The organism is Amphritea sp. HPY (genome assembly GCF_050870985.1).
In the GTDB taxonomy this organism is placed as follows: domain Bacteria; phylum Pseudomonadota; class Gammaproteobacteria; order Pseudomonadales; family Balneatricaceae; genus Amphritea.
Genome location: NZ_CP194015.1, coordinates 4,582,772 through 4,608,682, shown reverse-complemented (window position 1 = coordinate 4,608,682; position 25,911 = coordinate 4,582,772). Strand labels below are relative to the sequence as shown.

Here is a 25,911-nt window from a genome sequence, read left to right as displayed (position 1 = left end):
ATGACCTTCGAGACGATCAACGCCACACTGCTGACCCTGACAGAAACGTCGCTTAACCAGCTTCTGGGACACAACCCGGAAGCCTTGCGACGCCTGGCAGAACTGGAAGGGAAAGTGATTGGGCTAAAGCTTGAAGCACCAGCCTGCAGCCTCTCTCTGCGCCCCCACCGCAAAGGCCTGCAGATCGAATTGATCGACCAGGATGACACTGACGTGACTCTCACCGGGAATGTCAGTGATTTCCTGCGCTTACTGACAGCACAGGAAAAAACTGACGCGCTGTTCGGTAAGAGCATACGCATAACCGGCGATAGTGGTCTTGCTACCCGGTTCAGCCAGATTCTGATCGATGCCGGCATGGACTGGGAAGGCATTCTGGCTGATATCATCGGCGACCTGCCCGCCCACCAGCTGGGCAGCTACCTGCGCTGGAAAGCTGCATTTTATATCAATGCCGGCAATAGCCTGATGCAGAATATGGAAGAATACCTTAAAGAAGAGATCCGACTACTGCCGACACGACCGGAGCTTGAGCATTTCAGTGATCAGGTCGATACACTCAGTGAAAGCACAGAGCGGGCCGAAGCCCGGCTACAGCGCCTGAAAGCAAAACTTTCCTGACGTTCCAGCCTTTACGTTCCAACTCTTAGTATTCGCCCCGACGATTAATCCAGGCGATCAGAACGGCTTAACTACGACAAAAACAAGAATCGGAATAAAGATCAGCAGCGGCAGCTCGTTAAATAAACGGAAGTAACGACCACTGTTATCCAGCACACCTCCCCGCAACTTCTGCAGATAAGCCTGACACCAGAAATGATAGCCAATCAGTAATGCAACAAAGACTAATTTAGCGTGCAGCCAGCCCCCGGAAAAACCATAGCCAAACCAAAGCCACAACCCCAGCCCCAGCGTAAACAACGCCATAATGCTCATAAAGCTGTATAGCTTACCTGCCATAATCTCCAGCCGGGCAACATCCTGACCTGCTTCACGCCCTTCAACATAATGCACAAAAATGCGTGGCAGATAGAAGATACCAGCCATCCAGCTGGTCATTGCCAAAATATGAAACGCTTTTATCCACAACACAAGGTTTAGACTCCTGAGCCTTACTTAGAAAATATCTGAATGTTACAAAACCTGGGTATTACAGCATCAGTCTTAGCAGACTCAAACCTAGAGGACCTGGGTTTCAATCCGCAGTCTTTCGTCCAGCTCGACTATCAGTTTATCGCCTGGGCTGACCGCGCCAACACCCGCAGGGGTACCTGTCAGAATGACATCGCCTGGCAGCAGGGTGAAGTAATGGCTCATATACGCCACCAATGGATAGACCTTATTCAGCATAAAACTGCTGTTACCGTCCTGACGCACCTTGCCGTTAACGGTCAGGCGTATCTGAACATTCTGGATATCATCGATCGCTGCGGGTTCAATAAAAGGAGATAACGGACAGGAGCCATCAAAGGCTTTTGCTTTTTCCCAGGGATGTCCCCGCTCTTTTAACTTGCTCTGCAGATCGCGCAAAGTCAGATCCAGACCCAGACCTATGCCGACGATCGCGTCTTCAATCTCATATTTATTCGCATTTTTTAGCGGCTGACCGATCAATACCGCCATCTCCGTTTCGAAATGCACAGTACCGTAATCCATTGGCACAGCAAACGGCTCAGACATCTCAACAACCGCGGTTGACGGCTTCATAAACAACATCGGTGATGTCGGTATCGGGTTATTCAGTTCCGCAGCATGATCAGCGTAATTACGTCCGACACAGACCACCTTTCCTACCGGCAGGCTTGGCTCGGTGCCATCAACAAACTGATGCTTATACTGCATTGTAATCTCCACTTTCAGGACTGCTTGTTGTCGCTCAGGGCTGCTATTGCCGCTCAGGGCTGTTGTTATCGCTCAAGACAGCTATTACCGCTCATGGCTGCTCCATAGCCTCAAGATGCCGCACCCGATCATACTTAAACAGTAGCAGGGTTGCCAGCAGAGTGCCGCACAGCACCAGTAGCGAACCGGCAATCACGCCACTCCAGCCATGAAACTGCCAGAACGGATCCAGATAGAAGCTACCGCTGCTGGCCCCCAGATAGTAAAACGCCAGATACAATGAAGAAGCACTCGCTTTAGAATGCATAGCGTGACGGCTGACCCAGCTACTCGCGGTCGAATGCGCAAAGAAGAAACCAAAACTGTTTAGAAAAAAGCCGACAACTATGGCAGTCAGGTCAGCCATCAGAGTAACGCAGCTACCCAGCATCAGAATCACAATTCCCGCAGCTATACACGGCAACGGTCCAAAACGTTGCGCCAGCTTGCCGGAGATAGCCGAGCCAAAAGTGCCACTAAGATAAGTTACAAACAACATCCCCAGCCAACTGGCACTCAGACTGAATGGCTCAGCCGCTAAAACAAAGGTGATATAACTGTATTGATTGATGAAGATAAAGAAATTGAAGCCACCGATAAGATAAACCAGCAGTAACAGCGGATTTTGCAGATGGTTCCACAGCGCCAGCAGCATCGTTCCAGGATGCAGGGGCTGTTGCAAAAAGCGCTTTGACCCAGGTAATAACAGAGCAAATAACATCACACAGCATAGGCTGATCAGTCCCATTGCCTGAAAAGCAGCTGACCAGCCCAGCCAGTCACCGACGAATCCCCCGATCAGACGGCCGGAAATCCCGCCCAGAGTGTTGCCACTGATATATAAACCCACCGCCAGCAGTAGCGCTTTACGACTGTACTCATCCCCCATATATGCGATAGCTATAGCCGGCAATCCGGCAAGAAAAAAACCTTGCAGCCCCCGCAACAACAACAGCAACCAATAGTTATCCACAAAACCGAGCAGCAGCGTAATACAAGTAACCCCGGCCATGCTCAGCAGCATCAGCCCCCGGCGGCCAAGGACATCAGACAGAGGTCCGAAAAACAGCAGCGAGATACCAAGAGTCAGCGTTGTTATGGTGAACGACCAACCCGCCTGCAGTGTCGAAATCTGAAATTCCTGCTGTAACATCGGCAGCAAAGGCTGGGTGATGTATACATTGGCAAAGATCATAAATGAGCCAATACAGAGTGCCAGCGTAGCGCGCCAGAACTGTAAAGAACCTGCCTCAATCACCACATAACCTCCCACTGTTAATGAAAAGCAAGGTTAACAGCGGCGCATTAATCACAAAAATATATAATAATTATCTCACCCATCAATATTTGTGATGCCTATTTATCGAGATTAAAGAGTATGGACATTAAAGCGCTCCGTTGTTTCAGTAACGTCGCCCGCTATAGCAGTTTCACCCGGGCTGCCGAACAACTTCATCTGGCCCAGCCAGCGGTCAGCATGACGATCAAACGCCTAGAACAGCAACTGGGCCTGACCCTGTTCCATCGCAAAGAACGTAAAATTTCGCTGACCGATGAAGGCCATCGATTACGACTTCATGCCGATAAAATTCTGCAGGCGGTCAATGATGCGGAACTGGAAATGCAGGAGTTAACCGGCCTGACCAATGGCGAGGTCAGAGTCGGCATCCCCAGCATGCTGGGTTCCTATTATTTTCCACCGCTACTGATGGGCTTTCGCCACCGCTACCCTGGATTGCGCCTATCAGTAGTTGAAGGTGGAACCGCCCGGATTCAGGAGTTACTGGAGCAGGGAGAACTGGATATCGGCATCATTGTCGACGAGCTGAAACCAGAATCTCTTGAGGGAAAAATTTTCCTGCAGGAGCAGATGCTGGTCTGCGTGCCGCAGGATCATCCACTAGCTCAGAAGCAGAGTATCAGTTACCAGGAGTTTTTTGCCGAAGAACTGGTCCTGTTTAAAGAAGGATTCTTTCATCGCCAGGTCACTGAACAGATCGCAAAGAAGTTGCAACTAATACCGAAGATCAGTTTTGAAACCAATCTAATCCCCCTGATTCAGGCGATAGTACGACAGGGGTTCGGTATCTCAGCGCTGCTTAACCGGGCGATAGAGGATGCCGGCGATCTCATCGGTATACCTTTTACCGAACCGGTCATGCTCGATCTGTGTATTGCCTGGCGTAAAGGCAGCTACCTATCCAAAGCTAACAGCGCATTTGTCGATTATTTGCTGGAGCATTCCGCCACGGCAGCGCAAAGATGACAAAATAAACAAATCTGCATACTATGTCGCTCCAAATTTACAGAACCCGGGTTAGCGCCCCGTAATGTTTCAGGCTTCCGGGTTCCTTTAACAGGAGTGGCACATGCTGACCGTAAACGAATATTTTGATGGCGCCGTTAAATCTATCGGCTTTGAAAACGCAGAAGGCAAGGTAAGCTCTGGCGTTATGGCCGCTGGCGAATACGAATTCGGCACTTCTGAAAACGAACTGATGAAAGTCGTTAGCGGCGAGCTGATTGTTAAGCTTCCAGGGAGCGACGAATGGCAGTCCTTCCCTACCGGAACAGAGTTCAAAGTTGCTGCCAACCAGAGCTTCCAGCTGCAGGTCGCGGCTCCGACTGCCTACCTCTGCTATTACGGCTAAGCGTTTACGATTAAGCGTTTGGGATCAGCTGTAATAACTGATCCCGGTTTAGCCTTTAGCTCGGGCTAAGCACTCAAAAATATGAATTACAGTCACACATAAACACTCTTTTCTGAATTGGATTCATATTCGATTGAATAAAAATCCACCAGATCCCCCTTTTTGGTCCCACAAAACCGTTTCACACTGTGGTAACATAGCGCGCTTTCTTTTACCGGATAATCCGGTGGAATCCTGCCACACACGGGATAACCACCAATTACATAAGAGTTTCAGACGATGAGCCAAAATACCTCTCTGGATAAGAGCAAGATCAAGATTCTGCTGCTGGAGGGCGTGCACCAGTCTGCACTGGATACGCTGAATGCGCACGGTTATACCAATATTGAGTACCTGACCGGCTCCCTCCCTGAAGATGAACTGCTCGAGCGAGTGAAAGATGTTCACTTCATCGGCATCCGTTCCCGTACCCAGCTAACCCCTGAGGTTTTCGATGCTGCAAAGAAACTGGTTGCGGTCGGCTGTTTCTGCATCGGTACTAACCAGGTCAACCTGCAAGCTGCGACTATGCGTGGCGTGGCTGTATTTAACGCACCATACTCCAACACCCGTTCGGTCGCAGAGTTGGTTATCGCTGAAGCGATTCTGTTACTACGTGGCGTTGCAGAAAAGAATGCTAAAGCGCATCGCGGTGAATGGCAGAAATCGGCCAAAAACTCTTACGAGATCCGTGGCAAGAAACTCGGTATTGTCGGTTACGGCAGCATCGGTACTCAGCTGAGCGTCATCGCTGAGTCCATGGGTATGCACGTATACTTCTATGATGTTGTTACCAAGCTGCCACTGGGTAATGCAACCCAGGCGGGTTCCCTTAAAGAGCTGCTGAATACCTGTGATATTGTTTCACTGCACGTACCGGAAACAGCTGCAACGAAAGATATGATGGGCCCGGCTCAGTTTGCTGAGATGAAGCAAGGTTCTATCTTCCTCAATGCTGCCCGCGGTACTGTTGTCGATATCGATGCATTGTGCGGTGCTCTGGCAGAGCAACGTTTGCTCGGCGCAGCGATTGATGTATTCCCGGTTGAGCCGCGCACCAACAATGACGAGTTCATCTCTCCATTGCGTGAATTTGACAACGTTATCCTGACGCCACACGTCGGTGGTTCCACTATGGAAGCGCAGGAAAACATCGGTTATGAAGTCGCTGAAAAACTGATCAAATACAGTGATAACGGCTCTTCCATCACCTCCGTCAACTTCCCGGAAGTTGCACTGCCGGAACACACCAATGTTCACCGTCTGTTGCACGTTCACGAGAACGTTCCTGGCGTACTGAGTGCGATCAACAACCTGTTCTCCGAGCACAATATCAACATCGTTGGTCAGTACCTGCAGACCAACGAGAAGGTCGGTTATGTGGTAATCGACGTTGATGCTGGCAGTTCTGAGGTTGCGCTGGATAAGCTGAAGCAGGTTAACGGTACTATCCGCGCCCGCCGCCTGTTCTGATCCCTCCTTCGGTAACTAAAAAAGGCAGCCATTGGCTGCCTTTTTTGTACTTATAACTTAGCTAAGTCTGATTAAGGTGCTCTTCAATGAGCTTAAACACCTGTAACCGGATTTTAGCTTCCTCATTGACCAGATGATGCCGCGCCTTCTCCAGCAGATGAATATCCAATCCTGGATATAAACGGCCGATCACACCCAGATTGTGCCGCCATTCGACCGTCGTATCCTCAACACCTTGAATACAGAGCGGTCGGGTCGGCAAACTTTCTGCATGCTCCACCTCGTTAATCCAGCGCAGCATAGCGCCAATCCATTTCACCGGGACATATTTATGTTGTAACGGGTCTTTATGCTCGACGAAATCCAGAAAACCCTGATCCCCTGAACTATCACCATAGGTTCGTTTTACGCGGCGTAACAGGAACCTCAGCCAACGATATTTCTCCGCTATCTTTTGCCAGCCACAAGGACGCACCAGAGGTGCCAGCAGAATCTGCTTTTCGACCGGCCAGTTACGATAGCCAAACTTAAGCTGCTGCTCCATCAGAATTGCCGCACCGGTACTTTGTCCCAGCATCGCCCAGGGGGCTGTAAGCTGACCTTTGCGGCTATCCAACAGTTCAGTCAGCTGTGCTGCATAGGTAGAGAAGGCATCTATCGATAGCGGCTCTCCTTCCGATAAGCCATGCCCCGGCAGATCAAAAATCAGCACATCCCAGCCTATCTCCAGCAGATAACAGATCAGGTGCTTATACAGGCCACTATGGTCGAAGTAACCGTGCAAGACCACCACAGTGCCACGAGCCAGGTGCCTGCTGCGATAATGCTGCACAAAAAGAGAGCGCCCAAGCACAGACTGCTGCGTGGCATTCAGTCTGTGTCCTGCATTCAGAATCTGTTGCAACCGGAAGCAGCCAAGGTATTCATCCAACAATTCCCCGGTCGCTATTGTAGTGTGTCCACTGTATACGGGCAGCTTGCGACGCAACAGCTCAGGATTCAGCATTTGCATAACGTTTCCCCTTAAGTCCGACAGCCATTGCCGGCTATGGTGAAAGCAACGTTTCTCGCTTATATAAATTTAGGCCAGATCCGGGATAGTTTCCTTGTTCAGTACACTTTCAACTATATTGAAACAGCTAAACTAACTGATATCGGGTTAAGAATGCATGCGAGCTCTGTTTACCTTGTTATTACTACTGTTGCTTAACATCAGCTCAGCATGGGCGGACATTGAAACAGAGTTGCAAGCACTGGATTCTCAAATAAAACAGTTTGAAGATACAACAGACAACCCACTGCTTGATATCTACCGAGAAACCTATAAGCACCTTAAGAAGGCAAAACAGCAGTTAGAGTTAAGCAACGAGCTTCGTCTCCGGATTGAACAATTACCCAATAAGTTAGACCTGGCCAGAACCCGCTCACCAAAAAAACCTTCCCCCTTACCCTCTATAGATCGGCAGTCGGTCCCGGAACTAGAACAATTATTGGTGCGCTACAAAGCTGAGCAGATCAACTTACAGAAGCAGCAAGCTGAACTGAGTCAGCAAATTCAGAAAAGTGATCAGCAGCTCCTGAACATGAGGCAGCAACAGGCAGACCTGCAACAAAAGCTGAATACAACTCCCTCGGGCACTGATGCGTCTCCGTCAACCGAGCAGCAAAAGGCAAAAGTACAGTTACAACAAGCCTTGCTCAGAGAACACCAAGCCACGCTCGAAGTACTCAAGCTGAAGATCCTTGCCTTGCCGGGCCGCACCGAACTGGCGACATTGCAACAGAAGACGGTGCAACACCAGATTGAACAATACGCAGCATGGATAAGCAACAGCGAAAATCAACTCCAAAAGCAAAGCAGAGCCGCCACAGAAAAGACACTTAGCGAGCTGGAAACGGTGGAGCAGGAACTGGACCATCCACGCCTGAAGCAAGCAGTAAAACGCAACAACGACACCAGTGAACAGATCAGAAGAACACTGACCGCACGAGAAGAAACATTGCTCCAGCGTAAGGACCTGGAACAACAACTACTGTTGATAAACCAAAGTTACCGGGCAATTCAGTTACAACTGGAGCTCAGTATCGGCTATATGGGGTCAGAAATTCGCCATCATATTCAGCAGCTGACTAAGCCATTGGATACCGAAGAAACACGTACCCGGCTCAATCAACTCAGGCTGAGCCAGCTAACCCTGAAACAGCCGTTGCCAGAACTGGAAAGTCAGCAACCTCTCCCCCTTTTGCAGCAGCAACAACTCAGCCGGATTGAACAGGACTACCTGAACCTGGCCGCAGAGCTGCGCACCGCCCGGCAGCAACAGATCAATGAACTATCGCTGCTGCTCTCGCTACAGGATCAGATTAATAATCAGATTGAAAGTAGCAAAGCCTTATTCAATAAACACCTGCTCTGGTTTCCAAGCACCCGCCCGGTTGACAGTAACTGGGCCATCGATATCATCGGAGGTACTGGTGAGCTGATCCAACGAGCCCCGTTAGTACTCAGGGAGCAGTCCGAACATCTGGCATCCAGGCGAACATGGCCATTGCTGGCTTTCTTTCTGTCGGTGATACCCGCCTGGTTCTTAAAACGCTATCTGACGGCCCGGCAGTCTCTCTGGTCGCAGCAGATCGGTAACGTATCCCTCGATCATATCAGTCATACGCTGCGACCCGTGTTCTACGGGCCGTTATGCGTAATCCCGATGCCGTTGCTGTTCTACCTGATCGGACTTAGCTTTAGCCCGGACGACCCTCACCCGGCATTGAGAAATGCGTTCTACGTCACAGCATTTCTCAGCTGGCTCTACCTGACCCTGATATTCTGGATGCAACAACCTACAGGTTTATTACAAGGTCAGTTCAACCTGCCTGAACCACTGATACAAACCCTGAAGCGACGAATCCGCTGGCTATTCTGGAGCAATACTCCTCTGATCCTGGCACTGTTATTAATTGATGCTTTTGATTCAGAGCAGATTCGTTCCGGCCCTGGCCGGTTATTACTGATCTTGCTGACGCTTAACTTTACCTTGTTCTGGCTTAGCCTGTGGCGCAACGGCCCGATGCTGTTACAAAACCGCAAACATCTCAGGATCTGGAGCAATATCCGCGGTTGGATCGCTATCATCACAGTATTTAATCTGACCATGATAGGCTTGATACTCTGGGGCTATATGCTTTCCGCCAGCATCCTGATCAGCCTGCTGTTTATTCTGGTTTGCATCGGCATTCTGATCTATCTGCTTTATCAACTGGGTCAGCGATGGCTACTGATAGAAGAACGAAAGCTTCACTTTGCCCGTGTAAAAGCCCGCCGGGCTGAAATTGTCAGCGCCCGCGAAGAACAAAAAGAGGAGCCGCCGCAAAAGGAGGACCTTATCGATCTGAAAACGATCTCAGCCCAGGGCAGCATGCTACTCAAAACAGCCATTGCGGTCATATTTATCAGCCTTTTGTGGTTGACGCTGGGCTGGACACTGCCAACACTGGAGATATTAGACAGCGTCACTCTCTGGTCAACCAGCAGCGTCTCGGCTGAAGGTGAAGTACTCGATGCAATCACTCTTAAGCAACTGTTATTTGCTTTCGCCGCCCTGATTATTACGCTGATCGCGGCCCGTAACCTGCCCGGCTTATTTGAGCTGCTGATTCTCAATTATCTGCCCCTGGCCCAGGGCACCAGTTTCGCTATATCCACCCTGCTGAAATATATCCTGATCATCACCGGCCTGATCAGTTTCCTAAACTTCCTTGGTCTCGAATGGGGCAAGCTACAATGGCTGATTGCCGCACTCGGTGTCGGGCTGGGCTTTGGTTTACAGGAAATTGTGGCGAACTTCGTCTCCGGCCTGATTATCCTGTTTGAAAAACCGGTACGAATCGGTGATACCGTAACTATCGGCGGTGTAACCGGTACCGTCAGCCGCATCCAGATCAGGGCAACGACAATCACCGACTGGGATCGCAAAGAAGTCATCATCCCGAACAAGACTTTTATTACCGACCAGCTGATTAACTGGTCCCTGACCGATGCAGTCACCAGGATCATCATCAATATCGGTGTTGCTTATGGTACCGATACCGACAAAGTACAGCGATTACTGCTGCAGGTTGCGGGCAATAACAGCAACGTTCTCAAAGAGCCCCCCCCAACGGCGTTGTTTCTGGCCTTCGGCGCAAGCACGCTGGACTTTGAACTCCGGGCCCATGTCAGCTCGATGGATAGCCGCAGCCAGACCATCCACGAGCTGCACACAGCCATCGACCAGCTATTTCGCAAGAATAAAATTGAGATCGCATTTCCGCAGCTCGATGTCAATCTTCGGGGTGACAATCCGCCACAAAAATAGAGTAGTATCAGGCTCTCAACCTGACTCTCTGAGAAGACAAATGACGGATACTAACAACAAAACGCTGCTCCACAGCTGCCAGGTTCCAGTACGCTGGGGCGATATGGACGCCTATGGCCATGTCAATAATGCGCTGTACATGCGTTACCTTGAAGAGGCCCGGGTACAATTTCTCGCCGATATAGGAGCTGCTATGGATGGCAATGGAATTGACCCTGTAGTCATTAATGTCGGCTGTACCTTTCTACGCCCGGTCAATTATCCCGCAACCATGATTATAAAAAGCTTTGTTGGCGAAATCGGCCGTAGCAGCTTTATGGTGCATTATGAACTGAGCACAACCGACGCCCCGGACATCCTCTGCAGCGAAGGCTACTCTAAGGTGGTGTGGATGGATCACAGCAGCGGCCGCTCAGTTCCGTTACCAGACCAGATCCGAAAAAATATTTCAGCATAAGAAAAATATCACTTCCCTTATCTTATAATCTGCCTGGCAATCACTGTTTAATTCCCTTGTGCGAGCATTACAGACTGAGAATCAGCACCAGAAATCAGCCTTAGCACAAAAAATCTGACTTACAAGTCAGCTTTTGTGATTTTTTAGTATGTGAAAACGATAGCTGCCTCAATTGGGGGATAAGCCTCATACTTTAGGTGCGGGTGGGGGCGACAGCCCTTATTAATTACGCTATTGTTGCGTTGCACAAACAATGATTTATTCACAGCTTATCCCCCTGAACTGATAGGAGTTCCGGGCTAAACTGAAATAGAAATAACCGCACCGGTTGCCTCGCGCTGGTAGCGGCACAAGTATAATGGGGCAGTAAAAATATGAGTCAACGGGTACAGACGGGTGGCCTGCAGGTCGCCGAAGTTCTATTCAACTTTGTGAACAATCAGGTAATTCCGGGTACCGGCGTTACCGAAGATCAGTTCTGGTCCGGTCTGGATGCCATCGTTCATGATCTGGCACCAAAGAACCGCGAACTTCTGGCTAAGCGTGATGCTATCCAGGAGCAGATTGATGCCTGGCACCGAGAACGCCAGGGTCAGACATTTGATTTCTCGGCTTATAAAGCATTCCTGCAGGAGATCAGTTACCTGCTCCCTGAAGGCGAAGACTTCAGCGCGACCACCAGCAATGTCGATCCGGAAATGGCAACAATGGCTGGTCCACAGCTGGTTGTTCCGGTAATGAACGCACGTTTCGCACTCAATGCCGCCAATGCCCGCTGGGGCAGCCTGTATGATGCGTTGTACGGTACTGATGCTATATCCAGTGAAAAAGGCGCTGGCAGCCTTGATCGTTACAATCCGATCCGCGGCGCCAAAGTTATTGAATTTGCCCGCAACTTCCTCAACGAAGCGGCACCACTGGCAACTGGAAGCCATCAGGATGCCACCCACTACGGCATCGAGAATGGCCAGCTGATCGTCACACTGGCAGACGGTTCTGCAACCGGTTTGAAAAATAAAACCCAGCTGGCCGGTTATAATGGCGAGCAAGCAGCACCTTCTGCAATCCTGTTAAGCAATAACGGTCTGCACTTTGAAATCAAGATCGACCATGACAGCCTGATCGGCTCAAGCGATGCCGCTGGCGTCAGCGACCTGATTGTAGAATCAGCCCTGACCGCTATCATGGACTGTGAAGATTCCGTTGCTGCCGTTGACGCTGACGACAAAGTCGTTGCCTACCGCAACTGGCTGGGGCTGATGAAAGGTGACCTGACTGAAGAAGTCAGCAAGGGTGGTAAAACCTTTACCCGCAGCATGAATGCAGACCGTCAGTACACTGCGCTGGATGGCTCGCAGCTAAGCCTGAAAGGCCGCAGCCTGATGTTCGTACGTAACGTTGGCCACTTGATGACCAACAACGCGATTCTCGACAAAGAAGGCAACGAGATTCCTGAAGGCATCCTGGACGGTATCGTTACCAGCCTGATCTCTATCCATGATGTTAAAGGCACCGGTCAGTTCAGCAATACCACCACCGGCTCTATGTATATCGTTAAGCCGAAGATGCACGGCCCGGAAGAAGTGGCATTTGCCAACGAACTGTTCGGTCGCATCGAAGACGTACTGGGTCTGGACCGGTTCACCCTGAAAATGGGCATCATGGACGAAGAGCGCCGTACTACAGTAAACCTGAAAGAGTGTATCCGCGCAGCTAAAGACCGTGTTGTATTTATTAACACCGGTTTCCTTGACCGCACCGGCGATGAGATTCATACCTCCATGGAAGCAGGCCCGATGATCCGTAAGGGCGATATGAAAGCCGCGGCATGGATCGGTGCCTACGAGAACTGGAACGTCGACAATGGTCTGGCTTGCGGCCTGCAAGGTCGCGCTCAGATCGGCAAAGGCATGTGGCCAATTCCGGATCAGATGGCGAATATGCTGGAAGCCAAGATCGGCCACCCGATGTCCGGCGCCAACACCGCATGGGTTCCATCTCCGACTGCAGCTACCCTGCACGCATTGCACTACCATAAGGTAGACGTATTTGCCCGTCAGGAAGAGTTGAAAAGCCGAGCCCGCGCCAGCCTGGATCATATCCTTTCGGTACCGGTTGCGACCTCCCCGAACTGGTCTGCTGAAGAGATTCAGCAGGAGCTGGACAACAATGCTCAGGGCATCCTGGGTTATGTTGTACGCTGGGTAGACCAGGGTGTTGGTTGCTCCAAAGTTCCTGACATCAATGATGTCGGGCTGATGGAAGACCGCGCGACTCTGCGTATCTCCAGTCAGCACATCTGCAACTGGCTACACCACGGCATCTGTTCTGAAGAGCAGGTCATGGAAACCCTGAAGCGGATGGCTGCGGTTGTCGACCGCCAGAACGCTGATGATCCATTGTACCGCCCCATGGCAGCCGATTTCGAAGGCAGCGTTGCCTTCCAGGCAGCCGTAGAGCTGGTAGTTCAGGGCCGGGTTCAGCCGAACGGTTATACCGAACCGGTGCTGCACCGTCGTCGCCTGGAAGCCAAAGCTAAATTCGGTGCTTAATGCTTTCAGCCTGAAAAAAACCGCGCATTGCGCGGTTTTTTTTCCTCTTCTGTCAGCTAATTGATGCTGCTATTGCAGAAAACCCAGCTGCTTGGGAAGAGTGATCATTTACTGCCAGCTGTTCATAAACCTGATATTTCGCGCGGTTTATTTTCGTCTCCTGCCAATTAACTTCGGGAAAGCTCATTCAGTTTTTCCTGCCAGCTTCGGGTTATCCGGTTCCATTTTGGCAAATTCAACGACTTAGGCGATGTTATCGTTGGCAGCCAGCCATTCATAAGCCAGACGTTTTGCGGGGTAAAGCTGAAGACTGGCTGAAGGTCCGGCCGCTGTCCGGCAAAAGTAATATAGCTGGTCAGATTATCCAATACCCAAGGCTCGGATCGGTCATCAGGATAGTATGCCAGCACCATATGTCGATTCCGCCAATCATCAAGAATCACATAGACTAAGCGCAAACGCTGAATGGGCACCCCCATCGCCTGCAGAGTGAAGAACTTGGCGATGGCAAAATCCTCGCAATCACCCTGACCGGCAGCAACAAACTCCCAGGGAGGAGCCCAGTCATCCACATCCGCAGACACCGGACCATCCGGTTGATAATCAACCCGGTTAATATACTCATCAACCGCAACTACCAGCTCTTTTTCTGAGCGGAAGCTGTCTTTGGTTGCGATAAGATTGTGCCAGCGGGATAAACGTAGCTTTGCAGATGGCGTTGGATAAACGCTACTGGCTGAAAGTTCAGAAGCTGGCGCCTCGACAGCGCTTACCTGAGTCAAACAACTAAACATTACCACCAGACTGAGGGCGATTTTGAACATACAGACATTCCTTGTCTTGTAACTTTCATCCATGAAAGAGTCTGTTGCAGTTATAACCAGGCAGTTACAACATCAGGACACCGAAAAGCAGCCTAGCTTAAATGCCCCCCTGTTTCAAACAACCTCTGGGTTTAACGGTCTCAGAGTTCGAACCTTTCTCAGACTGGAAACGAGCAAGTGAGTGTCATTTTTTGTAGCCTGCCCGGGGAACGATTACACTACTGCAATGCCTGAGCAACTAAGTCGATTTATCCAGAATTATCCCCGTCTGTTTATCCTCACCGGAGCCGGCTGCAGCACTGCTTCCGGGATACCCGCCTACAGGGATCAAAATGGCTGCTGGCAGCGACCGCCACCGGTTCAGCACAAAGACTTTATGACCAGCAACACTACCCGCCAACGATTCTGGGCACGCAGCCTTATCGGCTGGCCTGTCATGGCACGGGCTCGTCCAAACGCGGTCCATCAAGGCTTACAGTTACTTGAACAGAAAGGCTATTGCCAGCAGCTCGTCACCCAGAATGTTGATCGCCTGCATCAACAGGCGGGCCAGCAAAGAGTCATCGACCTGCATGGCCGGTCGGATCGGGTCCGTTGTATGTCCTGTGACCGGCTCTATGATCGCAACCGCATCCACCAACAGATGCTGGACAACAACCATTACTATGCCAATTTCACAGCAGCGGCTGCACCCGATGGTGATGCCGATCTGGAGCATGTGGATTTCAGCCGGTTTCAGGTAACTGACTGTGAGGATTGTGGCGGGTTGCTCAAACCCGATGTAATTTTCTTTGGCGACAACGTACCAAAAGAGCGCGTATTTCAGGCACTGGACAGCTTACAGAAAGCCGATGCCATGCTGGTCGTTGGCTCATCACTGATGGTGTATTCAGGCTACAGGTTCTGTAAGCGAGCAACGCAAATGAATAAACCGATCCTAGCCCTGACCCGGGGTAAAACCCGGGCAGATGATATGCTGAGTTTAAAACTGGATGGTGAAATCACCGATTACCTTAACCCCTTAGCCAACCTGCTAACTGCTCGGGATTAAGCCTGCGATCAACCCCGCAGCTCTGACTGCTGCAGATCCCAGACGTCAACAATTCGCTGCCATTTCCCGGCCTTTAATGACTTAGAGCTTTTTGAGTCTAACTGCCAGCCCCGCATAAACCAGAGATTCGTCCGATCAAAGCTATAGATAGGTTTAAAATCCCTGCGCTGGCTAATTGGAGTAAGCGACCACGAAAGATTATCCAGGGTCATTAATTCACCACCGCTCTCAGGATCATAAAGCACAACCATATGCCCGACCGACCTGCTCGATTGCAAGCCATAGACCAGCCTGAGTTTATGCCTGGGAACGCCCATTTCTATCAATGTAAAGTATTTCGCTATAGCATAATCCTCGCAGTCACCCTGTCCCGAACTTATAAACTCCCGGGGAGAGGCCCAGTGATCATTAACACCAAATTGCTCTATATCAGAAACATAATCCGTACGGTTAATAAAAAAATTCACCCTGCGAATAAGATCAATCTCGCTACTATCATCAAACTTTGAATCCAGTAGCTGCTGCCATTCCCGATACCGCTGATCTGTAACTGAGCTTTGATACTGCAGATCGGCCGCAGGGGAATAACTTGATGAGTAACGCTGGTTGGTATCGAAAGAATAAGCATGGCCAGCGGTCAGGGACATATACAGAAACACGAAAAATATACGCATCAAATCAATCTCACTCGGTTAGTTATTCATCCTCAGCAGAGGAGCTCAGCAGCGATACTCAAAGTCATCACTGAAACTATCATCAAAGCTAAACAATTCAAACAATCGTTTCAATTGTTTTTAAACACCGAACAAGCACAATTAAACGAAACTGCTTCCGCATAGTGAAAAGTTTTGCCTGAAAATCAAGAAATAGAGATTGGCATCTATATTAACCAGGGGCTATATCAAAAAACTTCCAAACCATATCGTAAAAAATTTTAAACAAATACCCCTCTATTATTCCTACCAACAAAAGACCACAATCGAGCGGCTAAACTGCACCTTTGAACTCAAAAGATCAGCCTGGCCGGGCGATAAATTGCTTAGCCCAAGCGCCAATAATTCGTTGCCGCTTACCGACTGTTAACAACTCAGAACTAGCTGCTAATAAGCCCCAGTCACCCATCATGACACCCTCCGGACAAATGAAATTAAGCAAACCGATTCAGAGTGGCCGTTTGAAGAAGATATGCAGCAAAAACCGACGCTTTTCGGTATAATCGGCCCAATTCAACTCTTTTCTCCGAGCCTCCAGTGACCGATACCCTGTTTTCCTCCCTGGCATTGCCCCAAGCGATGCTGAATAACCTTGATGCCCTTGGCTACAAGGAAATGACGCCGATCCAGGCACAAAGCATTCCCTACGCCCTGGACAACCGCGACCTGATTGCAAAAGCAAAGACCGGTAGCGGTAAGACAGCGGCCTTCGGCATCGGTCTGTTGCTGAAACTGAACCAGCGTGATTTTGGTACCCAGGCGCTGATTCTCTGTCCAACCAGGGAACTCAGTACTCAGGTTGCCAAAGAGATCCGCCGCCTGGCCCGTTTTAAAGACAATATAAAGATAGTAACCCTGTCTGGTGGCCAGCCGGTCGGTCCGCAAATCGGCTCGCTGGAGCATGGCGCGCACATCATCGTTGGAACCCCTGGCCGGATTCAGGATCTTATCCGCAAAGGTAAACTGCACCTGGAGCGTTGCAAAACAGTGGTATTGGATGAAGCCGACCGTATGCTGGACATGGGCTTCTTCGACCAGATCGAAGGGATCATCGATAACACGCCAAAACAACGCCAAACCCTTTTATTCTCGGCAACTTACCCGGAAGGAATTCAGAAGCTGAGTGCTGATCTGCAAACAGACCCGGTAGAAGTTACAGTTGAAGCGCTGCACAGCACCGGGCAGATTGAGCAGGTTTTCTATCCGTTGGATAAAACCAAGAAGCCTGAGGCCCTGTCCCGCCTGCTAAGTCATCACCAACCAAAATCGGCCGTTATCTTCTGCAACACTAAAGACCAGTGCCGGGAGGTTTCTGACCACCTGCGTAATCAGGGCTACTTTGCTGCAGCCCTGCATGGTGACCTCGACCAGCGGGAACGGGACCAGGTACTGGTACAATTTTCCAACCGTAGTAATTCAATCCTTATCGCCACTGACGTTGCCGCCCGTGGTCTTGATATCGACGATCTGGAAGTGGTCATCAACTATGATCTGCCGCGCGATCCTGAGATCTATATCCATCGTATCGGCCGCACCGGCCGGGCCGGTAAAGAGGGCCTTGCCCTGAGCATCTACCGTGATTCAGAAGAGTATAAACTGGACAGTATCAGCGAATACCAAAGCCAGACCTTACGTAAGGAGTCGCTGACCAGCCTGAAAAAAACCTCGCTGGAAGCGCCAGAAAAACCGCTGATGCGAACCCTCTGCATCGCCGGTGGTCGAAAAGACAAGATCCGTCCAGGCGATATCCTGGGCGCCCTTACCGGTGAAGCAGGCATTGCCGGATCCGCCGTAGGTAAGATCGACATTTATGATTTTGTCGCCTACGTTGCAGTTGAACGCAGCATTGCCCGTAAAGCACACGGCAGTCTGATCAACTGCAAAATTAAAGGTAGCCGCTTCAAGGTTCGTATTCTTTAAAATCCGGTTATAATGAGGCGTAATATGGCTGTAGCATCCGCACGGCATATTCTGGTAAAAACAAAAGCAGAAGCTGAGAAACTTAAACAGCGACTGGCCCAGGGTGAAGATTTTGGCAAACTGGCAAAAAAGTACTCCCAGTGTAATTCGGCCAAACGCGGTGGTGAGCTGGGCGAAATTCGGCCCGGACAGATGGTAAAAGCGTTCGATAATGTGGTATTCCGGAAGAAGGTTCTGGAAATTCATGGTCCGGTGAAAACCCAGTTCGGTTTTCACCTCATCCAAACCATTTTTCGCACGTAACGGCAACGCTTAAGGAGGTAGTTCCTATGAAACCTGCAAAGAAACAGCACCCGAAGTTTATCGAAGCGATGCAGAAACTATCTGCAATGAATGAAGATGAACGTCTATCTGAAGAAAATAAGGAACTGTTTGATCAGGCAATAGCCTATGCTCCACTGGAAGCACAACCGGCCCTGATGGCGATCCAGCAGAAGTATGCCGAGTTGCATTAAGAGCAGTAGCTAGACGTCGCTTCGCGACTTGCTAGTGGTTAGTCGCTAGAAAAAGCGAAACAAAAAGAGAGCCTGACGGCTCTCTTTTTGTTTATATCTGAATAGGCTCAAGTGATCTGTTTCTACCGTAATTACGTGCGGCCTATTCAGATTTCGGCATCGCTTCACTTGCCTCGTATGGGCGTTACCCATGAGTGATTGAGCTACTTACTTCGTAGCATTTTAACGCCTAAGGTAAGGGGCTGACCAAGCTAAGCTTGGACAGTCCCGCGCAGCTACGAAGTGGCAGAGTGTACTTGACCTTTTTGTTAGGCATTGCCATCTTCGTCTACTTCTTGCCGGAGCTTTTTTAAGCTTAAGCTATACATATCCATTCACTTGAGTTTGCCTGAAAGATCAGTTCCAGACAATTGATCTGAGCCATCAGATTGGCACGGACCTGCTCCCCTTCTGCGCAGCCGAGCATTGGAATTTTTCAATGGAAAACATGGGAACTGTTTGAGACTGCGAAGCAATCGAGTTTTTCCCATGTCATTGAAAAATGAAACGCGCAGGGCAGTCGGCGCAGCCGAGCAAGCAGTAAGGGCGGCCTTTAGATTGTTAAGACTTTTGGCCGAGCAAAAGTCTTAACCCGCTCAGCGAGAGCGGAACAGAAAGCTCTGTCTCACTATGATAATAGGACAGTGGAACAAGCTCATTGCCACAATTAAATCAATCGGCGCGAGGGCGCGCCTCCTACAACGCAAGAACCCGCTTAACCCGCTTCTGCAGCTCCGGCACCAGCTCCTTCTCAAACCAGGGATTACGTCGCAGCCAGAGATTATTGCGTGGACTTGGATGCGGCATCGGAAACCTATCCGGTGCATACTCGCGCCAACGGGATACTATTTCGGTAACGCTGCCCTTTTCCTGCAGATGCCAGGCCTGAGCATACTGGCCAATCAACAGAGTAAGTTGCAGCTCCGGTAAACGTTCCAACAGCAGGCCCCGCCACTGCGGCGCGCATTCTTTACGCGGTGGCAGATCGCCAGAGCGACCGTGCCCCGGATAACAGAAACCCATCGGTAGAATAGCTATGCGCGATGCGTCATAAAAAGTCTCCCGATCGATTCCCATCCATTGTCGCAACCGATCACCACTAGGATCGTTAAAAGGGATACCCGTTTCATGCACTTTTCTGCCTGGAGCCTGACCTGCTACCAGAATCCGCGCCGACGAACTGAACTGAAACACTGGCCGGACCCCATCGGCAAGATACTCTTCACACAACGTGCAATTATGTATCCGCTGAATTAGCTGCTCTTCGGTTTCCATCAGCTGACATCTCCTGCAGGAGCCAGGATTTAAGAATCCTGGTTTAAGAAACTTGGTTTAAGAATCTAAGTTATAGCTCTCTACGTGCCGAAATCATTATGTTTCGAGGTGTGAGTTCTCGGGCGCAGAAAGTGCCTAACCGAACCCGATACCCTTGTTGCTCCAGCCAGCACACCATATCCAGCACTAACCATAGCTCAATAGCCCGACGAAAAGCGTGACGTACCAGCAACAAGCGCATTACCTCCCGTTGCCGCATCAAGCCATATTCCTGATACATCTGCCAATCGATGTCGACAGGTAACTCCAGCCCTTCCCGGTTCGCCAGATTAAGGCAGTACTGGGTAAAGCCAAGCTTCAGCCAGGCTTTAGGGATCGGTTTAAGAGGTTGGTATTCGATACTACCGGACAGCGCGGAACGCAGCCGGTTAAAACCCAACTTCCAGGCCATCTCAGTATCCCGCTGGCGGATCTCGCTACGCCCTGCGGTGACCGTTTCAGTCACCGCCAGACGCAGATCATCCCGCCTCAGCTTAAGTTGGGTAAAGTCACAGAACGGTTGGTAATTATCCGGCACCCCCACCGCATAGCAACAAGGGGCAATATCCAACATCTCTGTACGCTCAGAGACGCCGCGACGGATCAACTGACGGTGCAGTCCACCACAGGCATGCAGGGCGACCGCATGCTTGTTGGTAAGAATTACCGGCAGTTCGGACTGCAATACGTCCTGTATATAAAATTTTTGCTCAACCCGACCTCGTTGGCTTAGTTTCTCGCCAGCCCTGCAGAGTGCTGCATCCCATTCCAGGGTAGTCACAGGTTGCTGCCAGACAAAGCCCAGCAGACGACCAAGAAAGCCTTTACCGCCACACCATTCCAGAAGGGGACGAGAGACCTCACCGAGCGTGCCGGTAAAGGCTTCAACCTGTGCACGCTTACGACCGGGCATTGCATCGAAGAAACGATTTTCCACAGTAACCGGTCTTTTATCAGGGAGTTCAGCTAAGCTTGTCAGTTGCGGCAACAAATCAAGCTGGGGCAGATAACGGCTTAGCCAGGGCAACAGACTATCCGGAGTGCGGTCAAAACGTTCCAGCTCTGCATCAGTTAACTGCAGAAGTGCAGCACTAAGCTCTGGATACTTCCGACACCATTCAGGACGCGGTTCTTTAAACGGCTGCGGACGCCACAACAGCTCAGACTGCTGTAGTAGCTGATCCAGAAGCTGTAAGCGGTGTTGCCTATCGGAAGGAGTAGTCGGAAATTCAATCATGCCCTGATTTTACCTAAGCCTTATCGTTTAAGGTAGGCAAAACAACTTACTGAGACCATATCTGATACACCCGCAGCAGATCGTCAGTACACAATGCCTGCTCAACCTGATCAGTGTAATGATCTGTCAGATGCACTATAAATGCGGCTATAAACTGCCTCTGTTGCAGGCTGCAGCTAAGATAAAATGCATTATTCTCACCATCCCACGACAGATGAAACAGTAATTGCTCCAGATACAGCTCCGTCTCAATCGTATCCAACGTCAGGCGAATCATTGCTGGCAAGTAATACTGTTTGCCCTCGCAGGAACAAAAGCAGATAGGATCCCAGCCCGGATTACCCAGCTGGGCCAGACCAATACTATCAACATCCCACTGGAGCAGGGTCTGATCATGCTCGCCACACTCATCACAATGCCGATAATCGGTAAAATGCTCAGGCTTGACCTGTGAGAACAGCTGTTTTGCCTGCACCACCCAGCTTTTTGCCATGTCCTGCCTATCGGTTTTGAAAAATATATTACACCTGAATGCGCTTCTTCAGGCTCGACTTAACGCAGCTCAATATATAGTTGAAAGAATTCTGAGAAGTTAAACTCAAGCTCTCTTATCCGCTCAATTGTCTCCTGGTCCAGAATCTCTCCCTCGCCTAATAAAAGCACCCCCTCTTTACTGATCAGATCCCGGGTCAGTACCATACCCGGCTGCAGGTCAACGGTACTGAGCAATTGATCGGTATACAGGTCTGTAACTGGTGCCAGCTCTGAGAGCACTGCCTGCAGGATATCCACCAGCGTCTGGTTATAGCGTTCACAGGCAGTAACGCGCAGATATTCCAGAGCCTCTGCTGTACTGAGCTGGCGCTCATGATAGAGCCCGCCAATCAACTCGGTATAATCATTAAGCAGCGCCAGAAGCTGAGCTCCCAACGAGATCTGATCAGCCTTAAGCCCTTGAGGATAGCCACTGCCATCGAGATATTCCTTATGCTGCCGTACGATGGCAGCAGCCCGGTTCAACGGCCGCACGATTGTCATCATCGCGTAGGCATGATCCGGATGGCTATGAAATTCCCGCTGCTGCTCCGGCGACAACATCAGATAAGGAGTTGCCAGTAGATGATCGCTAAAACTCAATTTGCCGACACTGCGTAGCATCCAGGCCATTGTCAGATGCTTACGTTCAGCTTCACCCAGCGAGCTTGCCTGAGCCACATCAGCCACCATGCGATTGAGCAGCTGGTTCTGGCCACTGGCCCGCTGCCCCATGCGATGTAACGCAATATTAGAGAACATCCGTATAACCTGGCGGTAACCATCAGCCAGTTGTTGATTAGTTTTATCCAACTGATGATGGGAGCGTGCAACTTCAGCTTCACTCGCCTGGATCTTGCCTACTAAGTGCTGCTGACGACGCCGAAACTGGCTGCGCTGAGCATCCATATCATGGTCGAAGTCTGTTCTGGCACCTTCCAGCTCCTGTTTAAGGCGAGCCACCCGTACCGCCTGACGCATACGGTAAGCCAGAATCTGAGGATCAGAAGGAAACTCAATATAATGATGAATCAAGCCATCCGCAGCCACCTGGCCCTGTGGCTGATACAGGTAGTCCGTCGTCAGGAGAAAACCTTCAAGATCGTTGTTTACGGTTTTTAGTTGCTGCAAATATTCCAGCGCCAGGTCTTCACCCTGTCGTTGATCCAGCACCACGATATGAACAACGTCAGTACCGATCATAGCTAGCGCCTGCTCCAGCCCTTCAGCGCTCAGAATCTGCGTTTCTTCATCCGGCAGCGCCTGCTGCAACATCTGCTCGGCATCAGGGTCAAGTGCGACCAGTAATACCACCGTTTTAATCGAATCCATACCACCTCCGTCAGGCGATGTAACAAGGTGCAGGCGTTACCCTAAGACTTACACACCGGATAACTGACGCTATCAGCCAACAGTTTTAAAAAGCGGAGCATCACTATGATTTTTTCCTGACCGGAAAGAGAGCAATTCTTCGCCATCACTGTTTTATATCCAAGCACACAAGTATTGTTATGCCACCATACCATCCCCATAATGAGATAATCTTTATGACAATCAACAGTACTCAGGTAAGAGATCCTCTGGATACCGCCGTCTGCCTGTGTAGAAAAATCCGCAAGAAAGCCTTTGTCGCTGAAATCACCGAAAAACAACTGTTCAGCATCGAACAGGTACGCGAAGAAACCACGGCAAATACCGGTTGCGGCTGCTGCTACGAAACAGTGATCGATATTATTGAAGAAGTTAAAGTGTCTGCCTGAGCCGGACTACCAGGCAAAGGGTTCAACTTTGATTCGCTCACCCGGGGCTGATTTCTCTGCGTTGTCATCGATAAAAGTCTGCAGCGGCTGAGGCCTGTCGATACCGTAGCCCTGACCAAAATCGACATTCAGGCTACGCAGATGTGCCCGAATAGCATCATCTTCGACAAATTCTGCAATGGTCTGTTTGCCCATCAGATGGCCAATATCATTGATACTACGTACCATCGCCAGGTCGATCTTATCCTCAGCAATATCCTTTACGAAAATTCCATCGATCTTGAGGTAGTCCACCGGCAGTCTTTTCAGATAACCAAATGAAGATAACCCGCTACCGAAATCATCCAACGCAAAACTACAGCCTAACTGCTTCAAGCGGGTAATAAAGTCGACCGCCGTATTAAGATTACTGATCGCTGCAGTTTCAGTAATCTCGAAACAGATCATCCCGGGATCAATTTGATATTCACAAAACTGCTGTTCAACAAATTCAAGAAATTGCTGATCGGCCAGAGAGAGCCCGGATAAATTAACCGAAACCAATGCCAGCCGACGCTGGAAGCCGGTTTCATGCTGTAACGTACGAAACAGTTTATTAATCACCCAGCGATCCAGTTTCGGCGCCAGGCCATAGCGCTCTGCTGCGGGCAGAAATTCGATCGGGGCTACAACTGTTTCATCCTGTTGGTAGCGAATCAGTATTTCCAGGTGTAACCCTTGCTCAACCCGGTTAAGACCGACTATTTTCTGCGCATAAAGACAAAACCGGTCATGCTCGATGCCCTGATGAATTCTTGCGACCCAGTTCATTTCCCGGTAATGCAGTGCTGTCGATTCATCATCGCTATAGACCTGCACCCGGTTCCGGCCGAGCCCCTTTGCCAGGTAACATGCGGTATCCGCATTCTTCAATATCCCCGTGACACTGGCCGATTTATTGTTAATACAGGCGATGCCGATACTGACAGAGGTATGGTAGTTCTGATCTTTCCAGGTAAGAACAAAGCTCTCAACCGCCTGTTTCAGCTGCTGTGCGTATTGCAGTGCTTCTCCCGGCGAAACATACTCCAGCAAAACAGCAAACTCGTCGCCGGATAAACGGGCAACGCTGTCCTGCTGGCGAGTACCATCCCGCAGCAGGTGAGCCACCTGTATCAGCAACTGATCACCGGCCAGATGGCCACAGGTATCATTAATTAACTTAAACTGGTCAATATCGATAAACAACACAGAATGGCTGCTGTCATCGATCATTGACCGGGCCGCCACGCTACGCATACGGTTTTCAAATGCTGAACGGTTTACCAAACCAGTCAAGGTACAGTGGCTGTTCTTATAATTTAATTCATCAACCAGATTCTGAGTATGGGTAATATCCTCCTGAGTACTGAGAAAGTGAGTGGTAACACCATCAGCATTACGGATCGGGGAGATCACCACAGAGGCCCAGAACAAGGCACCGTCCTTACAACGGTTTTGCAGCTGGCCGCGCCACTCCTTATCAGCATGAATCGTCCGGTCGAGATGTTCCAGCGTCTTACGTGAGGTCTGTGCCGACTGAATAATCGCAGGTGTTTGCCCGATACACTCCTCTTTCTGGTATCCGGTTACCTCACAAAAACGGGAATTCACATAGCAGATAGAGCTACCCAGGTCGGTGATCATCACCATACTGGCACTCTGCTCAATAGCCAGAGAAAAACGCAGCAACTGCTCCTGTGATTGTTTAAACTCGGTAATATCACGGGTGATGGCAAGGTGTGCAGTCACCTCTCCCTGACGGTTAAACAGCGGTACAGCATGGCTATCCACATGCTTGCGGGTGCCATTGAGGCCGATAATATCGTACTGAATCTGCTCTCTGTTACCGGTAAAAACCCGATCATTAAATTCGATATACCGCTGCCGATCTTCAGGTGCAATCAGGTCAAATACCGAACGGTGCTGCACCATCTCGAGGGTTTCCGCTTCGACTATCTTTAACCCCGCAGGGTTCATATCCAACAGAATACCATCCCGGGCAACGGTCTTTACGCACTCAGGCTCAGAACTAATGATACTGGCCGTCTGCTCCCTTTGTTCCAGCAGCTCATGCTGTTGCCTGCGGTAATGGATCATCATCGCACTGCCAACCAATCCAAACAGTAAAAATAGCAACGATGCCAGAAATCTAATAACTACAGATGTAGCTTGAGGCTGAGTTAAGCGGCTCCAGAAGCTACCATCCGCCGTCAATACTGAGTTAACCGCAGGCCCCACCAACCAGATAAGCACGGCAAAAACCAGGGTGCTTATGAAATACCCTGAGGTCAGAATTTCTTTCCATGAGAGATCAGAAAACAGCTTTCTGATCTGTTTGATTTTGGCCATACCCACCATCTCAGTTCATGTACTACACCAGACATCACCGTAGCCCAAGCCTATGCAGAAAGCCGCAATACTTGTGCTACATACCAGCATGCCTAAGAATCAAATGATCTTTAGATAGCTATATTAATCTGCTCCATAGCCTACCAATAATTGCCCTGGCAAAGCGCAGCAGGCTACCTGAAATGGGTAACTGTTCATTCCTCAGCAGCACCTCCGTCAAGAGCAA

At 50.1% G+C, this 25,911-nt stretch carries 23 protein-coding genes; 12 read left to right on the top strand and 11 right to left on the bottom strand.

The genetic code is table 11. The features are described 5' to 3' along the window. Entirely contained in the window at window positions 1-621 is a 621-nt protein-coding gene (locus ACQUQM_RS20500; RefSeq protein WP_432471726.1) for a ubiquinone biosynthesis accessory factor UbiJ, read from the top strand. A gap of 57 nt (window positions 622-678) precedes the next feature. Here ACQUQM_RS20500 and ACQUQM_RS20495 read toward each other — a convergent pair whose 3' ends face one another. From ACQUQM_RS20495 to ACQUQM_RS20485, 3 genes are all read right to left on the bottom strand, one after another. Next, window positions 679-1,092: a CopD family protein gene (locus ACQUQM_RS20495; RefSeq protein ID WP_432471725.1), complete on the bottom strand. Its 414-nt coding sequence runs from the start codon at window positions 1,090-1,092 to the stop codon at window positions 679-681. An 87-nt stretch (window positions 1,093-1,179) separates the two neighbouring features. Further along, window positions 1,180-1,842 (bottom strand): fumarylacetoacetate hydrolase family protein, encoded by a 663-nt coding sequence (locus tag ACQUQM_RS20490; RefSeq protein ID WP_432471724.1) that lies wholly within the window; start codon window positions 1,840-1,842, stop codon window positions 1,180-1,182. Between the two features lie 91 nt (window positions 1,843-1,933). Further along, window positions 1,934-3,139, bottom strand: coding sequence for an MFS transporter (locus ACQUQM_RS20485; protein ID WP_432474858.1), 1,206 nt, complete (start codon window positions 3,137-3,139; stop codon window positions 1,934-1,936). Window positions 3,140-3,259: 120 nt separating this feature from the next. On the opposite strand from ACQUQM_RS20485, the gene ACQUQM_RS20480 reads away from it, so the two are divergent. The 3 genes from ACQUQM_RS20480 (at window position 3,260) to serA (ending at window position 6,044) form a co-directional block, all read left to right on the top strand. Beyond that, window positions 3,260-4,147, top strand: coding sequence for a LysR family transcriptional regulator (locus ACQUQM_RS20480; protein WP_432471723.1), 888 nt, complete (start codon window positions 3,260-3,262; stop codon window positions 4,145-4,147). Window positions 4,148-4,250: 103 nt separating this feature from the next. Further along, the gene (locus ACQUQM_RS20475; RefSeq protein WP_432471722.1) at window positions 4,251-4,532 is read left to right on the top strand and encodes a pyrimidine/purine nucleoside phosphorylase; all 282 of its coding nucleotides are present in this window, start codon (window positions 4,251-4,253) and stop codon (window positions 4,530-4,532) included. A 279-nt stretch (window positions 4,533-4,811) separates the two neighbouring features. Further along, the gene (gene serA / locus ACQUQM_RS20470) at window positions 4,812-6,044 is read left to right on the top strand and encodes a phosphoglycerate dehydrogenase (protein WP_432471721.1); all 1,233 of its coding nucleotides are present in this window, start codon (window positions 4,812-4,814) and stop codon (window positions 6,042-6,044) included. A 61-nt stretch (window positions 6,045-6,105) separates the two neighbouring features. Here serA and ACQUQM_RS20465 read toward each other — a convergent pair whose 3' ends face one another. Beyond that, on the bottom strand, window positions 6,106-7,056 hold the full coding sequence (locus ACQUQM_RS20465; protein ID WP_432471720.1) for an alpha/beta hydrolase: 951 nt from the start codon (window positions 7,054-7,056) through the stop codon (window positions 6,106-6,108). Between the two features lie 157 nt (window positions 7,057-7,213). On the opposite strand from ACQUQM_RS20465, the gene ACQUQM_RS20460 reads away from it, so the two are divergent. From ACQUQM_RS20460 to ACQUQM_RS20450, 3 genes are all read left to right on the top strand, one after another. Then, on the top strand, window positions 7,214-10,399 hold the full coding sequence (locus ACQUQM_RS20460) for a mechanosensitive ion channel domain-containing protein (protein WP_432471719.1): 3,186 nt from the start codon (window positions 7,214-7,216) through the stop codon (window positions 10,397-10,399). Between the two features lie 40 nt (window positions 10,400-10,439). Next, window positions 10,440-10,856: an acyl-CoA thioesterase gene (locus tag ACQUQM_RS20455; RefSeq protein ID WP_432471718.1), complete on the top strand. Its 417-nt coding sequence runs from the start codon at window positions 10,440-10,442 to the stop codon at window positions 10,854-10,856. Window positions 10,857-11,230: 374 nt separating this feature from the next. After that, window positions 11,231-13,408: a malate synthase G gene (locus ACQUQM_RS20450; RefSeq protein ID WP_432471717.1), complete on the top strand. Its 2,178-nt coding sequence runs from the start codon at window positions 11,231-11,233 to the stop codon at window positions 13,406-13,408. 167 nt (window positions 13,409-13,575) lie between these two features. Here the strand turns inward: ACQUQM_RS20450 and ACQUQM_RS20445 are convergent, their stop codons facing one another. After that, a complete protein-coding gene (locus ACQUQM_RS20445; protein ID WP_432471716.1) occupies window positions 13,576-14,232 on the bottom strand; it encodes a transglutaminase-like cysteine peptidase in 657 nt (218 codons plus the stop codon). Between the two features lie 181 nt (window positions 14,233-14,413). On the opposite strand from ACQUQM_RS20445, the gene ACQUQM_RS20440 reads away from it, so the two are divergent. Continuing rightward, window positions 14,414-15,283: an NAD-dependent protein deacetylase gene (locus tag ACQUQM_RS20440; RefSeq protein ID WP_432471715.1), complete on the top strand. Its 870-nt coding sequence runs from the start codon at window positions 14,414-14,416 to the stop codon at window positions 15,281-15,283. A gap of 8 nt (window positions 15,284-15,291) precedes the next feature. Here the strand turns inward: ACQUQM_RS20440 and ACQUQM_RS20435 are convergent, their stop codons facing one another. Then, entirely contained in the window at window positions 15,292-15,957 is a 666-nt protein-coding gene (locus tag ACQUQM_RS20435) for a transglutaminase-like cysteine peptidase (protein WP_432471714.1), read from the bottom strand. Window positions 15,958-16,533: 576 nt separating this feature from the next. Here ACQUQM_RS20435 and dbpA point away from each other — a divergent pair. From dbpA to ACQUQM_RS20420, 3 genes are read left to right on the top strand one after another with little or no spacing between them, the layout of a single operon-like run. Beyond that, window positions 16,534-17,916, top strand: coding sequence for an ATP-dependent RNA helicase DbpA (dbpA, locus tag ACQUQM_RS20430; protein ID WP_432471713.1), 1,383 nt, complete (start codon window positions 16,534-16,536; stop codon window positions 17,914-17,916). Window positions 17,917-17,940: 24 nt separating this feature from the next. After that, window positions 17,941-18,219: a peptidylprolyl isomerase gene (locus tag ACQUQM_RS20425; RefSeq protein WP_432471712.1), complete on the top strand. Its 279-nt coding sequence runs from the start codon at window positions 17,941-17,943 to the stop codon at window positions 18,217-18,219. Between the two features lie 26 nt (window positions 18,220-18,245). Then, on the top strand, window positions 18,246-18,431 hold the full coding sequence (locus ACQUQM_RS20420) for a hypothetical protein (protein ID WP_432471711.1): 186 nt from the start codon (window positions 18,246-18,248) through the stop codon (window positions 18,429-18,431). A gap of 735 nt (window positions 18,432-19,166) precedes the next feature. Here ACQUQM_RS20420 and ACQUQM_RS20415 read toward each other — a convergent pair. The 4 genes from ACQUQM_RS20415 to ACQUQM_RS20400 form a co-directional block, all read right to left on the bottom strand. Continuing rightward, window positions 19,167-19,745 (bottom strand): uracil-DNA glycosylase family protein, encoded by a 579-nt coding sequence (locus ACQUQM_RS20415; RefSeq protein ID WP_432471710.1) that lies wholly within the window; start codon window positions 19,743-19,745, stop codon window positions 19,167-19,169. A 70-nt stretch (window positions 19,746-19,815) separates the two neighbouring features. Continuing rightward, the gene (locus ACQUQM_RS20410; protein WP_432471709.1) at window positions 19,816-21,021 is read right to left on the bottom strand and encodes a methyltransferase; all 1,206 of its coding nucleotides are present in this window, start codon (window positions 21,019-21,021) and stop codon (window positions 19,816-19,818) included. Window positions 21,022-21,067: 46 nt separating this feature from the next. Beyond that, window positions 21,068-21,514 (bottom strand): hypothetical protein, encoded by a 447-nt coding sequence (locus ACQUQM_RS20405; RefSeq protein WP_432471708.1) that lies wholly within the window; start codon window positions 21,512-21,514, stop codon window positions 21,068-21,070. Between the two features lie 59 nt (window positions 21,515-21,573). Continuing rightward, on the bottom strand, window positions 21,574-22,887 hold the full coding sequence (locus ACQUQM_RS20400) for an HD domain-containing phosphohydrolase (protein WP_432471707.1): 1,314 nt from the start codon (window positions 22,885-22,887) through the stop codon (window positions 21,574-21,576). A gap of 215 nt (window positions 22,888-23,102) precedes the next feature. Between ACQUQM_RS20400 and ACQUQM_RS20395 the strand changes: the two genes are divergently transcribed. Beyond that, the gene (locus ACQUQM_RS20395; RefSeq protein WP_432471706.1) at window positions 23,103-23,315 is read left to right on the top strand and encodes a (2Fe-2S)-binding protein; all 213 of its coding nucleotides are present in this window, start codon (window positions 23,103-23,105) and stop codon (window positions 23,313-23,315) included. A 6-nt stretch (window positions 23,316-23,321) separates the two neighbouring features. On the opposite strand, the gene ACQUQM_RS20390 is transcribed toward ACQUQM_RS20395, so the two are convergent. After that, a complete protein-coding gene (locus tag ACQUQM_RS20390; protein ID WP_432471705.1) occupies window positions 23,322-25,685 on the bottom strand; it encodes a putative bifunctional diguanylate cyclase/phosphodiesterase in 2,364 nt (787 codons plus the stop codon). Window positions 25,686-25,911: the final 226 nt, after the last annotated feature.

What these genes read in the sequence shown, in the direction of transcription:
- ACQUQM_RS20500 (WP_432471726.1), top strand. Translation starts at nt 1, where the DNA reads ATGACCTTCGAGACGATCAACGCCACACTGCTGACCCTGACAGAAACG.
- ACQUQM_RS20490 (WP_432471724.1), bottom strand. Translation starts at nt 1,842, where the DNA reads ATGCAGTATAAGCATCAGTTTGTTGATGGCACCGAGCCAAGCCTGCCG.
- ACQUQM_RS20480 (WP_432471723.1), top strand. Translation starts at nt 3,260, where the DNA reads ATGGACATTAAAGCGCTCCGTTGTTTCAGTAACGTCGCCCGCTATAGC.
- ACQUQM_RS20475 (WP_432471722.1), top strand. Translation starts at nt 4,251, where the DNA reads ATGCTGACCGTAAACGAATATTTTGATGGCGCCGTTAAATCTATCGGC.
- serA (WP_432471721.1), top strand. Translation starts at nt 4,812, where the DNA reads ATGAGCCAAAATACCTCTCTGGATAAGAGCAAGATCAAGATTCTGCTG.
- ACQUQM_RS20465 (WP_432471720.1), bottom strand. Translation starts at nt 7,056, where the DNA reads ATGCAAATGCTGAATCCTGAGCTGTTGCGTCGCAAGCTGCCCGTATAC.
- ACQUQM_RS20460 (WP_432471719.1), top strand. Translation starts at nt 7,214, where the DNA reads ATGCGAGCTCTGTTTACCTTGTTATTACTACTGTTGCTTAACATCAGC.
- ACQUQM_RS20455 (WP_432471718.1), top strand. Translation starts at nt 10,440, where the DNA reads ATGACGGATACTAACAACAAAACGCTGCTCCACAGCTGCCAGGTTCCA.
- ACQUQM_RS20450 (WP_432471717.1), top strand. Translation starts at nt 11,231, where the DNA reads ATGAGTCAACGGGTACAGACGGGTGGCCTGCAGGTCGCCGAAGTTCTA.
- ACQUQM_RS20445 (WP_432471716.1), bottom strand. Translation starts at nt 14,232, where the DNA reads ATGTTCAAAATCGCCCTCAGTCTGGTGGTAATGTTTAGTTGTTTGACT.
- ACQUQM_RS20435 (WP_432471714.1), bottom strand. Translation starts at nt 15,957, where the DNA reads ATGCGTATATTTTTCGTGTTTCTGTATATGTCCCTGACCGCTGGCCAT.
- ACQUQM_RS20425 (WP_432471712.1), top strand. Translation starts at nt 17,941, where the DNA reads ATGGCTGTAGCATCCGCACGGCATATTCTGGTAAAAACAAAAGCAGAA.
- ACQUQM_RS20420 (WP_432471711.1), top strand. Translation starts at nt 18,246, where the DNA reads ATGAAACCTGCAAAGAAACAGCACCCGAAGTTTATCGAAGCGATGCAG.
- ACQUQM_RS20415 (WP_432471710.1), bottom strand. Translation starts at nt 19,745, where the DNA reads ATGGAAACCGAAGAGCAGCTAATTCAGCGGATACATAATTGCACGTTG.
- ACQUQM_RS20410 (WP_432471709.1), bottom strand. Translation starts at nt 21,021, where the DNA reads ATGATTGAATTTCCGACTACTCCTTCCGATAGGCAACACCGCTTACAG.
- ACQUQM_RS20405 (WP_432471708.1), bottom strand. Translation starts at nt 21,514, where the DNA reads ATGGCAAAAAGCTGGGTGGTGCAGGCAAAACAGCTGTTCTCACAGGTC.
- ACQUQM_RS20400 (WP_432471707.1), bottom strand. Translation starts at nt 22,887, where the DNA reads ATGGATTCGATTAAAACGGTGGTATTACTGGTCGCACTTGACCCTGAT.
- ACQUQM_RS20395 (WP_432471706.1), top strand. Translation starts at nt 23,103, where the DNA reads ATGACAATCAACAGTACTCAGGTAAGAGATCCTCTGGATACCGCCGTC.
- ACQUQM_RS20390 (WP_432471705.1), bottom strand. Translation starts at nt 25,685, where the DNA reads ATGGCCAAAATCAAACAGATCAGAAAGCTGTTTTCTGATCTCTCATGG.